This window comes from Pseudovibrio sp. Ad46 (assembly GCF_001623065.1).
GTDB lineage: Bacteria > Pseudomonadota > Alphaproteobacteria > Rhizobiales > Stappiaceae > Pseudovibrio.
In genome coordinates, this window is the sequence record NZ_LMCG01000072.1 from 128,524 (window position 1) to 142,902 (window position 14,379).

The window sequence follows — 14,379 nt, forward strand, 5'->3', positions numbered from 1 at the left end:
TTCCTTGTTTTTTCGGATCTAGTGCATCCCAAGAAAATCTAGGTCCCCAAATGGGTTAATCTCTTATGTTATTTTTTTTCATCTATTCCAATTCCAGTGTACAATTCACATCTTGAATAGCATTCAGGAGTTGCAGATTTGAAAATTCATTCCCCCAGAAGAAGCTGTAATAAAAAACTAATCCGACGCAGCACTGCACACTAAAACATCTCTTCACAATAGTATTTAAACTAAAATCATGCGCGATAGACCTAAAGCCCCAATTTTTCTATGGCCTAATCTTAAGCAGCTGAAAGATGGAAAAACGCTCCCCACATAATAAGATGTAAAGGAGTTGCACAAAAAATGCAGAAACGGCTCTTGCCTTGCAACAAGAAGCATTCTATGAGTGGCCTCTGAATTCCCAGATATTATGGAGTGATCGAATGGCACGTGTGACCGTCGAAGATTGCGTCGACAAGGTTGAAAACCGGTTCGAGCTGGTTCTACTTGCCAGCCATCGCGCCCGGATGATTTCAAGTGGTTCTCCACTGACAATCGACCGCGACAATGATAAAAATCCGGTCTGCGCACTTCGCGAGATTGCTGAAGAAACTGTGAGCCCTGAAGATCTTAAAGAAGATCTCATTCACTCACTACAGAAGTTCGTTGAAGTTGATGAACCAGAAGCTGAAACAGCTCCAATGGTTCCAAGTGACCCACAGCAGCTTCAGATTAATGCCGTTGATGATTCAGAAGTAGAATTTGACAGTATTACTGAAGAAGACCTGCTTAAGGGGCTTGAAGGCTTGGTACCGCCGGAACGTTCCGACGACTACTAATCGCCCTTTGCAAGATGTCGGCGTCGGCCGGGCCGGCGCCTCGCATTTTCAGGTCCGGCCCTAGCTTATTTTTAAAGTGAAGCGGCCGCCCGAAAATGATGCGTCAATACGAACTTGTTGAGAAAGTAACCAGCTATAATCCCAATGCGGATGAAGCACTGCTCAACAAGGCATATGTTTATGCCATGCAAAAGCATGGTACCCAGACCCGCGCCTCTGGGGATCCTTATATTTCCCACCCTCTTGAAGTTGCTGCAATCCTCACGGATCTGAAGCTTGACGACGCAACCATTGCTGTCGCTCTTCTTCACGACACCATTGAGGACACCGATGCCACGCGTGCCGAGATTGATCGCATGTTTGGCGAAGAGATCGGCAAGCTCGTAGAGGGGCTTACTAAGATCCAGCGCCTGGATCTGGTTTCCAGAAAAGCAAAACAGGCCGAGAACTTCCGCAAGCTCCTGCTTGCGATTGCTGATGATGTCCGCGTCCTCCTCGTGAAGCTGGCTGATCGCCTGCACAACATGCGCACACTTCACCACATGCGCGAAGACAAACGCCTCCGCATAGCTGAAGAAACCATGGAAATCTATGCGCCTCTTGCTGGCCGCATGGGTATGCAGGACATTCGCGATGAGCTGGAAGACATCTCTTTCGAGACACTCTATCCCGATGCCCGCGATACCATTCGTGAACGCCTGGCAACTCTGCACGGCAAGAACGAAAGCCTGATCACGGACATTGAAGAGGACCTGACGCAGCGCCTCGCCGAACAAGGCATCACAGCCAAGATCAGTGGACGCGAAAAGCGCGCCTACTCCATCTTTCGTAAGATGGAAGAAAAGTCTCTCGGCTTCGAACAGCTCTCCGATATCTACGGCTTTCGCGCAATCGTGCCAACACCAGAAGACTGCTACCGTGTACTGGGCGTAATCCATACGGCTTGGCCATGTGTACCGGGCCGCTTCAAAGATTACATCTCGACGCCAAAGCAGAACGACTATCGCTCCATACACACAACCGTGGTTGGACCGAAGCGTCAGCGTGTAGAGCTGCAGATCCGCACCCAAGCCATGCACCGCATCGCTGAAAACGGCATCGCAGCACACGCGCTCTACAAAGACGGCGTCACCGGTGGCCGCAACATTCAGTCCATGACGGCTGAATCCCGCGCCTATGGCTGGCTGCGCGGCACCATTGACCTGCTAGCGCAAGGGGAATCCCCGGAAGAATTTCTCGAGCACACCAAGCTTGAACTCTTCCACGACCAGGTCTTCTGCTTCACACCAAAAGGCCGCTTGATCGCACTGCCACGCGGAGCAACCCCAATCGATTTCGCCTACGCCGTTCACACGGATATCGGCAACACCTGCGTGGGCTGTAAAATCAACGGACGCATCTCTTCGCTGGTCACTGAACTGACCAACGGCGATGAAGTTGACGTCGTCCGCTCACAAGCACAGACCCCTCCTCCGGCCTGGGAAAACATTGCTGTCACAGGCAAGGCACGCTCTGCAATTCGCAAGGCAACCAAAGCTTCCGCACGCCAGCAATATGGCGGACTTGGCAAGCACATCCTTGAACGTGCCTTCTCCCATGCAGGTAAGGACTTCGACGAAGCAGCTCTTGAAGCACACATCAAGAAGTTCACCATGGAAACCACGCTCGACTTGCTCGTCGCCGTGGGTCGCGGAGATGTACAAGCAAGCGCAATTTTGGAAGTTGCATATCCAGACTACGCACCAGCACAAACAGCTGACCGCAACCCAAGTGCACCACCCGCAGCAGGCTCAGCCTCAGAGGGCTGGTTCGATCTGGACAAAGGCAGCTCGGTCAAGTTCAAGATTCCGGAAGGATCTCAGGAGAGTTCCAAGAACGGCTCTCTGCCGATCCGCACCAGCGTCTCCGGCTCACTCCCTGTGCGCTTTGCCCCAAGTGGCGGCGCAGTACCAGGAGACCGCATCGTCGGCATCCTGACACCCGGCGTTGGTATCACCATCTACCCGATCCAGTCACCGGATCTGAAGGAATTCGACGATCAGCCTGAGCGTTGGCTCGACGTGCGCTGGGACATCGACCCCAATGCACCGGAGCGTTTCCCGGCACAGATCAGCGTATTCGCGGTCAACGAACCCGGCTCACTGGCAGCAATCACCAAGGTCATCGGCGATCACCGCGGTAACATTGATAATATCAAAATGATCCGCAAAGCCTCCGATTTTCACGAGATGCTAATTGATCTTGAGGTATGGGATTTGAAGCACCTGAATCTGATCCTGAACCAGCTGCGTGCCAAACCCAACGTTTCAGAAGCGCAAAGGGTGAACGGCTAGCTGCTGAAAACAAGAGGAAAACCCATGGGGCCCAATGCAGTCCTGGACGTTTTCAGAGAAACAAAAGCCCTGAAGGAAGGTCACTTCATCCTTCCTTCAGGCTGGCACGGCTCAGCTTACCTGCAACGACAAAAGCTGCTGGAATACCCGGATAAGGTTGAAACCCTCGCCTCCGAACTGGTGAAAAAAATTGCCGCTCACCAACTCCTCAACTTCTCCCATTTCGTTGCCCCCAGCTTAGGTGGCTTGATCGTCGCACTGCAAACTGCAAGAATCATGCAGAAGAGTGCCCTCTGGCTTCGCCGCGAAGGCGGCTACCTCACCACCGGACCGGCAACCATCCCTCCAAAGTCAAATGTATTTATAGTTCAGGATGTTGTAGGAACAGGTCACCTATGCCTTTCCACAATTGAAGCGCTGCAGTCACTGAGCATTAACACCGTAGGTATTGGTTGTTTTATCGACAGGAGTCTTGACGATACGGACTTAGGAGTACCGCTAATATCTCTTGCTCCTTTAAAACGACCGGTGTATGCAGCCGAGAATGTACCAAAAGAACTCGCTGAGATACCGGCTATAGAAACAACCCCAATCGAGCCGTTTAACTGGCGCGATTGAAAATAAGCAAAGTACTTGAACCGAAATGATTTTTAAACGGCGGGATAAACCAACAAGAATAGAACGTATCCGCGTGGCTGTTTGGCCGCGTCACAGTTGGTCTCGCTCTTTCAGGTACTTAACAAAACGGGTTCTCCGCCTTTCAGCCAGCCCAAGAAAGATTGCAGCAGGCTTTGCCGCAGGCGCCGCTGCTTCTTTCACGCCATTCCTCGGTTTTCATTTTATTCTCAGCTTTGTCTTGGCCTATATTCTGCGCGGCAACATGCTTGCCGCGGCATTAGGCACAGCCGTAGGCAATCCACTCACCTTCCCGTTTATCTGGGCCAGCACCTACAAGGTCGGTCTCTATATTATGGATCTGGAAGACAAGCCCCTTCCGGATTTAGGTGGCAAGCTGGATCATTCCATGCTGTCTCAATCGCTGGATTCAATCTGGCCAATCTTAAAACCTATGTTGATTGGCTCAATCCCGCTCGGTCTGGCCGCTGGTGTCTTTTTCTATTTTATTGTTCTGGGCTCGGTTTCTACTTACCAGAAAGCCAGAGCACATCGTTTTCGCTTAAAAAGAAAGCTGGCAAAAAAAAGCAAAAATGTCGCTCAGGAAAAATAAACGGGATCGCCGGACCGGCACTCCAACACTGAGCGGACCAGCAGGAAACACGAGTTGTTTCCTTGAAAAGATTTGCACCACAACAACTTATTCAGAAGGCTTGTGAGTTTCGCGCTCACGCGCCAATATATCCGTCACACAACGAGGCAGAGATGATTATTGGCATTGGCAGTGACCTGAGCGACATTCGAAGAATAGAGAAAACACTCTCCCGTTTTCCTGATCGCTTTACAAAACGCGTCTTCACAGATGTTGAGCGGGCAAAAGCAGAAAGTCGTGCCAACAAGGCTGCAACCTATGCGAAACGTTTTGCCGCCAAAGAAGCCTGTTCCAAGGCCTTGGGCACAGGTCTTTCAAAGGGCGTTGCCTGGAAAGAGATGGGTGTCGTAAACCTGCCGAGCGGCAAACCGACCCTGCAACTGTCCGGCGGCGCGAAAGAAAGACTGGATAAACTTGTGCCAAAAGGCTTTGTGCCACGAATTGACCTTACAATTACGGATGATTACCCGCTGGCACAGGCATTTGTCGTTATTTCGGCATGGCCAGAGGACTGGCCGGGTCTAGAGCCGTGAAAACGTAAATGAACTGGATTGCAGAAGTGGCCTTGAACCGCTAAGAGATCCACCTATGTGAATATTATTGTCAGGAGACTGACTCGCACTAATTAAGTGATGGGCATCGGGCCAAGCGAGTATTCTCTTACCACGAAGGATGAACATGAGCCAATCCAAAGAAAAGGAGCAGGAAGGCGGCGTATATGAGACCATTAAGGTCATCGCTCAAGCTCTGCTACTCGCTCTGGTTGTTAGAACATTTCTTTTTCAGCCATTTTTTATTCCTTCGGGCTCCATGAAAGATACTTTGCTGATTGGCGACTACCTGTTTGTCTCTAAGTACAGCTATGGCTACTCAAAGTACTCCTTCCCATTTGGACTGGCACCATTTGACGGACGTGTCTGGAGTTCCCCTCCAGAGCGCGGCGACATTGCCGTTTTCAAACTGCCAAAAGACAATTCCACCGATTATATTAAGCGTGTGGTTGGCTTGCCTGGCGATGAAATTCAGATGATCAATGGCATTTTGCACATCAATGGCAATGCTGTTGAGCGCAAGCGCATTGACGATTACATCGAAAAAGACGCTTATGGGAACATTCACAAGATCCCGCGTTATATCGAAACACTGCCAAATGGCATAAGCTACCAGACCCTTGATATCACGACCAATGGCTCTCTGGACAACACACCCGTCTATCACGTACCAGCAGATCGCTATTTCATGATGGGCGACAACCGGGATAATTCGCAGGACAGCCGCGTTCTTTCCGAAGTGGGCTACGTCCCATTCGAGAACTTTATCGGACGCGCTGAAATCATCTTCTTCTCCATTGAAGACGACCAGCCTGCATGGATGTTCTGGAAATGGCCTTGGACCGTTCGCTGGGATCGCCTTGGCGACGTACTCTAAAGCGTAGCGCCTGCAACGGCCTCCGGTTTACGGAAAAAACTACGCCCAACCACACTTGAAGCAGTTTGAGTGATACAGTTAGTGACACAAACTGCTTCAGAAAGTCTGCAAAGCAGTCTTTGAAGGAATTAGCCGGAATTATGAGCAGAAGAAAAAGACCGGTATCAGACGCAGCTCTGGAAGAGCGCATCGGCTACAAGTTCACGAACAAGGAACTCCTTGTTCGTGCTTTGACACATGCCAGTGCCCTTCCGGTTGCAAAGGCTTCCCTGCAGAGCTACCAGCGCCTTGAGTTTTTGGGCGATCGAGTGCTCGGCCTTGCAATTGCGACGATGCTGGAAGAAAATTTCCCTAAAGCAGATGAAGGGGAACTTGCTCGGCGCCTGAACCAACTTGTAAAGCGCGAGACATGCGCTGAAGTTTCCAAGGTCATCGACATTGGCCAGCATATGCGCGTCGGCGAAGCTGAAGCACATACTGGTGGACGATCTAAAACAGCAATTCTTGCAGACATGTGCGAGAGCCTGATTGCAGCAATTTACCTTGATAGCGGATTTGACGAAGCCGAGAGCTTCATCAAACGCTATTTTGCTGTAAGAATGGTATCTTACACAGGTCCATTGCGAGATGCCAAAACAACTCTTCAGGAGTGGGCACAGTCCAAAGGACGCCCTACTCCGTTATACGAAACAGTCTCTCGCAGCGGCCCAGACCATGCCCCGATCTTCAAGATCCGCGTGAATGTGGAAGGCGTTGGTCCCGGCGAAGCCGTCGGAAGCTCAAAGCGCATTGCAGAACAGTCCGCTGCCGAGAACATCCTGCGCCGCGAAGGCGTGTGGAGCGAATAGGTCTTAAATGAACGACGAAAACAACAACAATGACCTGCCAGAGGGTATGAACTTCAACCTCGGCAAACTCAACGAAAACACACGCGCTGGCTTTGTCGCGTTGATTGGTGCGCCAAATGCGGGCAAGTCGACGCTGCTGAACCAGTTGGTTGGCACGAAGGTTTCAATCGTCACCCACAAGGTGCAGACAACACGCGCAATCGTTCGCGGTGTTGCGATTGAAGACGACAGCCAGGTTATCTTCGTTGACACACCGGGCATCTTCCGCCCGAAACGCCGTCTTGACCGTGCCATGGTCGACACTGCATGGGGCGGCGCGAAAGACGCTGATGTCGTTGCCGTTCTCATTGACGCCAAGAAAGGCATCAATGAATCTGTAGAGCGTATTTTGAACGAATTGGAGCACATCAAACTCCCGAAAGTTCTGATCCTCAACAAGATCGACATCACCAAGCGCGACCAGCTTCTGGCACTTGCGGCAAAAGCCAACGAGTACACTAAGTTTGATCAGACCTTCATGGTCTCTGCTATCAATGGTTCCGGTACAAAGGACATCCTGAAGTACTTCTCTGATCAGATGCCAAAAGGCCCATGGCTTTATCCGGAAGACCAGGCCTCTGACATCCCACTGCGTATGTTGGCCGCTGAGATCACCCGCGAGAAACTTTACCTGCGCCTTCATGAAGAGCTGCCTTACATCTCCACTGTCGAGACCGATAAGTGGGAAGATAAGAAAGATGGCTCCATCCGTATCGAGCAGACAATCTTCGTTGAACGCGACAGTCAAAAGTCAATTGTGCTGGGCAAGAACGGTCAGACCATCAAAGCGATCTCAAAAGCTGCACGTGAAGAGCTCACAGAAGCCTTTGAGACCACAATCCATCTCTTTGTGTTTGTGAAAGTGCGTGAAAACTGGTCCGATGATCCAGAACGCTATCGCAACATGGGATTGGACTTCCCACACTAGCGTATCCCCGAAAAGCGGATCCGGTTTTCGGACAAGGATACGCTGCGCTTAATGAGCACAATTATGCAGTGGCAGGCAGAAGGCATCGTCATTGGAACGCGCAAGCAGGGTGAGAACAACATCCTGCTTGAAGTTCTGACACCGGACAAAGGCCGCTGCCTGGGCTTGGTGCGCGGCGGCAGATCACGTCGCCAGCAACCTGCCCTGCAACTGGGCAATCATCTCAATCTCACTTGGCGCGCGAGGCTGGATGAACATCTGGGCTTTTTCACAGTTGAGCCCCTGCAATTACGCGCCGCCCACCTCATGCAAACTGCGAGAGCCATTCACGGCCTGCAAAGCCTGTGTGCGCAAGTCCGCCTTCTTCCCGAGCGCGATCCACATCCCAACCTGTTTCACGCGCTGGACGTCATTCTCGATCATCTGGAAGACCCTCGAATTGGTGCAGCCCTCGTGCTCCGCTTTGAGCTGGAACTGCTCAATGAGCTCGGCTTCGGTCTGGACCTCTCAGAATGCGCAGCCACTGGCGTCACTGACGAGTTGATCTGGGTTTCACCTAAATCAGGCCGAGCGGTTTGCAAAACAGCCGGACAACCTTACGCTACCAAGCTCCTCACACTGCCAGAGTTCCTTAAAGCGCCCGAGTCACGGCTCTCCCAAAACATTCAAATCTCGAAGGGGGATATGGAAGCAGGGTTCTCACTCACCGGCTATTTCCTGTTCAAATACATCTATGAGCCGCGCAGCATTGCATGGCCTCCTGCGCGAGACAATTATGTAACCGCGCTCAAAAAAGACTTCGCAGACCTGCCCGACTGAAACGAAGCCACACCAAGCCTATCAATCAGATTGCGGCCCATTCCCACCCGGCAAAACAATCACCGGACCAGTACTATCTCCTCCCAGCGGGATGTAACGTTTCTTGGGCGGCGGCACATAAGGGTGCTGATCCTCTGGTGGAGGCTGATACCAGCTGCGAAGCACACCGGGCGCTTCAATGACCGTGCCCTGCCCTGTGCCTTCCAAAGATGGCGCTTGCTGATCAGATGCACCCTGAGCTGTTCTCCCATGATCCGCAGCATGGCTACAAGCCGTGATTGCCACGACTCCAAACACCGCCATAAGACCTTTCAACGCCAAGCTTTGCTTCCTCACTATAACCTCCAGTCATTCAACATGTTATCTCCCAAACAGCGACAACATCCTGCCATGTGCACGCTCTAGGATAGCCGAGCAAAAATCAGGTCGGCTTAAACCACCGCTGCAAATCTGAGTAATAATCGAAACCACCTGTTGCCTCTGCTAGTTGCGGTCGATTGGCGAGAATTCGCTCCATCAAAAATGATCGAGCATGATGCGTGAATGCCAATGAACGTGACGTGCTCTAAGTAATCACCGCAGTGAGTCGCAAAACGCATGCCCACTACACAGGATTAAACCTTGAAAAAGCGCTGTTTTCTGAGGATTTCATAGGTAGAACGGTGCGTTAGCATGGACAGAACAAGCCAAGAACGATAACCAAGTGTCATGGGACAGGAAGTGATCGGCCATGATGGCCCGGAAACAATCAATCTTAAAGATGCACTGGAAGAGCGCTACCTCAGCTACGCTCTGACAACCATCATGCATCGCGCACTGCCAGATGTACGCGATGGCCTGAAGCCGGTGCACCGACGGATTTTGTATGGCATGCGCCTTTTAAAGCTCGATCCAAATCAGGGCTTTAAAAAGTGCGCGCGTGTTGTCGGTGACGTCATGGGTAAATATCACCCGCACGGTGACGCCGCCATCTACGACGCCCTTGTCCGTCTCGCACAGGATTTCTCCGTTCGCTACCCGATGGTGGATGGTCAAGGCAACTTCGGTAACATCGACGGCGATAGCGCTGCTGCGATGCGTTACACAGAAGCCCGCATGACCGACGTGGCCACCCGCATTCTGGATGGCCTCAACGAGAACGCTGTCGACTTCCGTGAAACTTACGACGGTCTGGATTCCGAACCAGTCGTTCTTCCCGGCAGCTTCCCGAACCTTCTGGCAAACGGCTCCACAGGCATCGCAGTGGGCATGGCAACATCCATACCCCCGCACAATGCCTATGAACTCTGCAACGCCTGCCAGCTTCTGATTTCCAAACCGGATGCGGAAATCGAAGAGCTTCTTGAGCACATCAAGGGCCCGGATTTCCCAACCGGCGGCACCATTGTCAACGATCAGGGCTCCATAGTGGAAGCCTACAAGACTGGCCGCGGCAGCTTCCGAACACGTGCGAAATGGCACAAAGAGGAAGGACAACGCGGCACCTACAACATCGTTGTTACAGAGATTCCATACGTCGTTCAGAAGTCCCGTCTGATCGAGAAAATCGCAGAACTCCTCATGGCACGCAAACTGCCATTGCTGGATGATGTTCGCGATGAGTCCGCTGAAGACGTGCGCGTGGTTCTGGTGCCACGCAACAAAAACGTTGACCCTGAACTCCTCATGGCCTCCCTGTTCAAGCTGACGGATCTGGAAAACAGATTCTCGCTGAACATGAACGTTCTGTCCAAAGGCGTTGTGCCAAAGGTCATGAACCTGAAGGAAGTCCTGCAGGAGTGGCTCGAGCACCAGAAAGAGGTCCTGGTCCGACGCTCCAATCACAGGCTTGACCAGATCAACCACCGTCTGGAAGTTCTGGAAGGCTACCTCATTGCCTACCTGAACATTGATGAAGTCATCCGCATCATCCGCGAAGAAGATGATGCCAAGGCGTCTCTCATTCGCGCGTTTGAGCTGACAGACGTTCAGGCAGAAGCCATCTTGAACATGCGCCTGCGCTCCTTGCGCAAGCTCGAAGAGTTCGAGATCAGGAAAGAACACGACAAACTCTCTAAAGAAAAATCAGGTCTGGAAGCTCTCCTCGCCTCCGACAAGAAACAGTGGAACCGCGTTTCCAAGCAAGTCGGCGAGATCGGCAAGGCCTATGGCCCTGAGACAGAAATCGGCAAGCGCAGAACAGACTTCAGCACCGCAACGGACCACGATCTGGAAGAGATCCACCAAGCCATGATTGAGAAAGAACCGATCACGGTTGTTATCTCAGAAAAAGGCTGGATCAGAACGCTTAAGGGCCATGTACAGGACGTGAGCACTCTCACCTTCAAGCAAGGCGATCAGCTACACCTGTCTATCCATGCAGAAACCACCAGCAAGATCCTGATCTTCACCAGCGGTGGTAAATTCTATACCCTCGGCGCAGATAAGCTGCCGGGCGGCCGCGGCCACGGTGAACCAATCCGCCTGATGCTGGATATGGATGAGACGCAAGAAATCATCAGCGCCTTCGTACATGACCCTGAGCGCAAACTCCTCATGTGCACCGATGGAGCATATGGTTTTGTAGTTCAGGAAAAGGATGTGATCGCCAACACCCGCAAAGGGAAACAGGTACTCAACGTGACAGCCCCGGCAAAGGCTGTCCTGTGCGTGCCGGCTATGGGAGACTATGTCGCGGTCATTGGCCACAACAGAAAACTCCTCACCTTCCCGCTTGCGCAAATCGCAGTCATGACGCGCGGTCGAGGTGTGCGCCTGCAGCGCTACAGAGATGGCGGCATCTCCGATATCAAAACCTTCAGCTCAGAAGAAGGCCTGACATGGACAGATGCATCTGGTCGCACCTTCAAGCGCACTCTGGAAGAAATGCAAGACTGGCGCGGCGACCGCGGTCAAGCCGGACGCCTACCACCAAACGGCTTCCCGAGAACCAACAAATTCGATGGAAGTTCAACATAAGAGGGCTGCGAAGCAATGCGCAAAGCCCTCTCAGCAGATGGAGAGGACTTTGCGAAATCCTGTGATTGTTATTGCCAGTCTGCTTCTTATTAGTGCCTGTGCTGAGACGCCTGAAAAGCCAAAATCAGAGGCCGTAATCGCGCCAGCGACAAAAAAGGCAGAACCAAGTTCCCAGGGTAATCGTTCAGAATTGTCCTTGCACCCCGACTTTAAAGAGTGGATGGCCAGTGGCCCCGGCTGCATCACAATTTCCAATACCTCCACAACTATCCCGCCTGGAAAGCTTATGAGTGGGGTTCTTTCCTGCCTTAATGAAGGGGAGGAAAAACACGCCGCTGAGCTAATGGCCTTTGCAATCACAAGAGCCCGCTTCGATGCAACACGTATCAGCCAGAAAGCTGATCTGCATCATGATCCAAGAGGCCTTACTTCTGCCCACTACTTAGAGCTGCCGCTTGCCATGTACTATGGTGAAGAAAAATACAAAGCCACCAAACTGAGCATGAAAAAAGTATGGGACGAGCATGGAACTGAGATGTGCCAAGCAATAGTCGCAGCAGGTCCCCCCACTTATGAACCAAACTACATTATGGGATACAACTCCAAAGATGCAGCGACAGTTAAACGAAAAGACCGCAACGCCACCGCCAGATGGGAAACCTACCTAAAACAATGGGATCGCTGCAAGGTGTAACCCAAACACCCTCTCAAAGTCATACAAGCGAACTTGAATCAGATTATGAAGCTCCAGATTCAAACTCTCAGCAACACCTGCTAAGCATCTCTAAATGCTGGAGATCTGAACGGCAGCAGCGCACAAAAGAGAGTATCTACATAGGTCGAAGTCCGCGTTAGACGACCACCGGTCAGCAACCCAACTGCACCAGCCTTTTGCTTGATGTTATCAGTGCCATAAATCTCATCAATAGCGTGCCCAAGCTCCATTCCTGAGCGCACCAACTGCATGACTTTCTCTGGTAGCGGCAGCAGCATGGAACGGCTGGCAGAAATCTGCCCTTCGCGCGAAATCACCACCATCCACGCAAACGTGTAGGCAATTCCGTGCAACTCACAGATACCGCCTTCCAGCCCCACACCAAAGTCCGCATCAGCTTGCGCTTCCAAAGCGTTCTCAGCACGCACCACAGCACCTTGACGCGTTTCCTCATCACTCATTGGCTGATCAGAAACACCAGAAGGAACACTTGCAGAAACCAGCTCAATGTCATCAGCCGGAAACTGAGCCCTGAACGCCTCAAGCGTCGCATTCACCTTGACCGGATTTTGAGAGGCAACAACGACTTTCATTCAAAACTCCTGATCAAACAACGTGTCTCTGGCTAGCCTTTTAAAGGCGCAATCGATTTTCAGGTTAAGATAAGCGTAAGGCAAAAAGCTGGAGCATCACCAGCGATGTGAGATGCTCTAGCCGTTCTTAAGCAAGCGTTGCTTTTCGCGGTTCCAGTCGCGTGTTTTTTCGGTCTGGCGCTTATCGTGAGCTTTTTTACCACGGCCCAAAGCGACTTCCATCTTTGCCCGCCCATCTTCATTAAAGTAGATCTTCAGGGGCACGATGGTCTTGCCTTCTTTTTGAACGGCAGCAAACAGCTTGTTCAACTCGCGGCGATGCATCAGCAGTTTTCGAGGACGGCGAGGTTCATGGTTAAAGCGGTTACCCTGCGTATATTCAGGGATGTAGACGTTGTAGACCATCATCTCCCCCCGATATTCAGCAGCATAGCTTTCAGCAATATTGCTTTTGCCTTGGCGAAGAGACTTTACTTCAGTGCCCCTCAGCTCAATACCAGCCTCAAACACATCTTCAATTTCGTAGTTAAAACGGGCCTTCCGGTTATCCGCAACAACCTTGCGCCCGGGAACGCCACCTTTTTTGGCAGCCATTTCTTTTCCTTATTTCATTCAATAAATGTCTCCGCGCACACTCATATTAGGTGCGCGGAGCAATAGTTTAATTGATCAGGCCTGCATGAACCATAGCCTTACGAATGCTTTCCTGAGTTTCTTCACTTACTGTGACCAAAGGCAGGCGCAACTCGTTTTCCATTTTGCCAAGCAGAGACAAAGCATACTTTGGCCCAGCTGGATTTGGCTCAATGAACAGGGCCTGGTGCAGCGGTGCAAGACGATCCTGAATGGAAAGCGCAGTTACAAAGTCGCCTGCAAGGCAAGCTTCCTGAAACTGAGAACACAGCGCAGGCGCAATGTTTGCTGTCACAGAAATACAGCCCTGACCACCATGAGCATTAAAGCCAAGTGCAGTGATATCTTCACCAGAAAGCTGAATGAAGTCATGACCACATAAATGGCGTTGCTCAGAAGCGCGCGCAAGGTTTGCCGTCGCATCTTTTACACCGACAATGTTGTCCACTTCATGAAACAGATCAGCCATCGTCTGGCTTTCCATATCAATGATGGAACGGCCCGGAATGTTGTAGATGTAGATCGGAAGATCTACAGAAGCAGCAATCGCCTTAAAGTGGCCCTTCAAACCAGCCTGATTAGGCTTGTTGTAATATGGCGTAACGGACAAAATCGCATCTGCCCCCACTTCCTGAGCGTGCTGCGCAAATTCGATTGCTTCAACCGGATTGTTGGAGCCAGCACCTGCCATAACAGGGACGCGGCCAGCAGAAACCTCAACTGCCATCTGCACGACACGCTTGTGCTCAGCAAAGGAAAGAGTTGGGCTTTCTCCGGTTGTTCCCACAGGCACAAGCCCGTGGGAGCCCTGTTTTATCTGCCAATCCACGAATTCCTGGAAGGCCTTCTCATCCACTTTGCCATCCTTGAAAGGTGTGACAAGTGCTGGAATTGATCCTCTAAACATCTCAGGTTCCTCGTTGGATTACATATATACAGAGCAAAATTTGCCAGTGCCCTCAAAGGGGTGGCATACAATAATGTGATCTAGCCTATC

Annotated in this window: 15 protein-coding genes; 11 read left to right on the forward strand and 4 right to left on the reverse strand. The window is 51.5% G+C overall.

Annotation, left to right across the window (positions count from 1 at the left end; all coding sequences use genetic code 11):
• The first annotated feature begins 425 nt into the window (after positions 1-425).
• The 9 genes from rpoZ to recO all read left to right on the forward strand — a co-directional run bounded on the left by rpoZ (position 426) and on the right by recO (position 8,483).
• Positions 426-821, forward strand: coding sequence for a DNA-directed RNA polymerase subunit omega (gene rpoZ, locus PsAD46_RS20295; protein ID WP_057464283.1), 396 nt, complete (start codon positions 426-428; stop codon positions 819-821).
• A 95-nt stretch (positions 822-916) separates the two neighbouring features.
• Positions 917-3,154, forward strand: coding sequence for a bifunctional (p)ppGpp synthetase/guanosine-3',5'-bis(diphosphate) 3'-pyrophosphohydrolase (locus PsAD46_RS20300; protein WP_063291607.1), 2,238 nt, complete (start codon positions 917-919; stop codon positions 3,152-3,154).
• Positions 3,155-3,178: 24 nt separating this feature from the next.
• Entirely contained in the window at positions 3,179-3,772 is a 594-nt protein-coding gene (locus PsAD46_RS20305; RefSeq protein WP_057464282.1) for a hypothetical protein, read from the forward strand.
• 25 nt (positions 3,773-3,797) lie between these two features.
• The gene (locus PsAD46_RS20310; protein ID WP_057464281.1) at positions 3,798-4,382 is read left to right on the forward strand and encodes a DUF2062 domain-containing protein; all 585 of its coding nucleotides are present in this window, start codon (positions 3,798-3,800) and stop codon (positions 4,380-4,382) included.
• A gap of 152 nt (positions 4,383-4,534) precedes the next feature.
• On the forward strand, positions 4,535-4,954 hold the full coding sequence (gene acpS / locus PsAD46_RS20315; RefSeq protein WP_063307735.1) for a holo-ACP synthase: 420 nt from the start codon (positions 4,535-4,537) through the stop codon (positions 4,952-4,954).
• 139 nt (positions 4,955-5,093) lie between these two features.
• The gene (gene lepB / locus PsAD46_RS20320) at positions 5,094-5,849 is read left to right on the forward strand and encodes a signal peptidase I (RefSeq protein ID WP_063291606.1); all 756 of its coding nucleotides are present in this window, start codon (positions 5,094-5,096) and stop codon (positions 5,847-5,849) included.
• A gap of 140 nt (positions 5,850-5,989) precedes the next feature.
• A complete protein-coding gene (gene rnc / locus PsAD46_RS20325) occupies positions 5,990-6,697 on the forward strand; it encodes a ribonuclease III (protein WP_057464278.1) in 708 nt (235 codons plus the stop codon).
• Between the two features lie 46 nt (positions 6,698-6,743).
• Positions 6,744-7,664, forward strand: coding sequence for a GTPase Era (era, locus tag PsAD46_RS20330; RefSeq protein WP_063289384.1), 921 nt, complete (start codon positions 6,744-6,746; stop codon positions 7,662-7,664).
• A gap of 63 nt (positions 7,665-7,727) precedes the next feature.
• On the forward strand, positions 7,728-8,483 hold the full coding sequence (recO, locus tag PsAD46_RS20335) for a DNA repair protein RecO (protein WP_063291605.1): 756 nt from the start codon (positions 7,728-7,730) through the stop codon (positions 8,481-8,483).
• A 21-nt stretch (positions 8,484-8,504) separates the two neighbouring features.
• Here the strand turns inward: recO and PsAD46_RS20340 are convergent, their stop codons facing one another.
• Positions 8,505-8,819 (reverse strand): hypothetical protein, encoded by a 315-nt coding sequence (locus PsAD46_RS20340; protein WP_208981947.1) that lies wholly within the window; start codon positions 8,817-8,819, stop codon positions 8,505-8,507.
• Positions 8,820-9,191: 372 nt separating this feature from the next.
• Here PsAD46_RS20340 and parC point away from each other — a divergent pair, with 372 nt between their 5' ends.
• Together parC and PsAD46_RS20350 are read left to right on the forward strand one after the other, a co-directional pair.
• Positions 9,192-11,441, forward strand: a complete 2,250-nt coding sequence (gene parC / locus PsAD46_RS20345) for a DNA topoisomerase IV subunit A (protein ID WP_057464275.1) — start codon at positions 9,192-9,194, stop codon at positions 11,439-11,441.
• Between the two features lie 49 nt (positions 11,442-11,490).
• The gene (locus PsAD46_RS20350; RefSeq protein ID WP_153040797.1) at positions 11,491-12,135 is read left to right on the forward strand and encodes a hypothetical protein; all 645 of its coding nucleotides are present in this window, start codon (positions 11,491-11,493) and stop codon (positions 12,133-12,135) included.
• A gap of 80 nt (positions 12,136-12,215) precedes the next feature.
• Here PsAD46_RS20350 and yjjX read toward each other — a convergent pair whose 3' ends face one another.
• From yjjX to dapA, 3 genes are all read right to left on the reverse strand, one after another.
• Entirely contained in the window at positions 12,216-12,749 is a 534-nt protein-coding gene (gene yjjX, locus PsAD46_RS20355) for an inosine/xanthosine triphosphatase (protein WP_063291603.1), read from the reverse strand.
• Positions 12,750-12,866: 117 nt separating this feature from the next.
• Positions 12,867-13,343 carry an SsrA-binding protein SmpB gene (gene smpB, locus PsAD46_RS20360; RefSeq protein ID WP_057464271.1) on the reverse strand — a complete coding sequence of 159 codons (477 nt, stop codon included), beginning with the start codon at positions 13,341-13,343 and terminating at the stop codon, positions 12,867-12,869.
• A 67-nt stretch (positions 13,344-13,410) separates the two neighbouring features.
• Positions 13,411-14,289 carry a 4-hydroxy-tetrahydrodipicolinate synthase gene (gene dapA / locus PsAD46_RS20365; RefSeq protein WP_057464270.1) on the reverse strand — a complete coding sequence of 293 codons (879 nt, stop codon included), beginning with the start codon at positions 14,287-14,289 and terminating at the stop codon, positions 13,411-13,413.
• Positions 14,290-14,379: the final 90 nt, after the last annotated feature.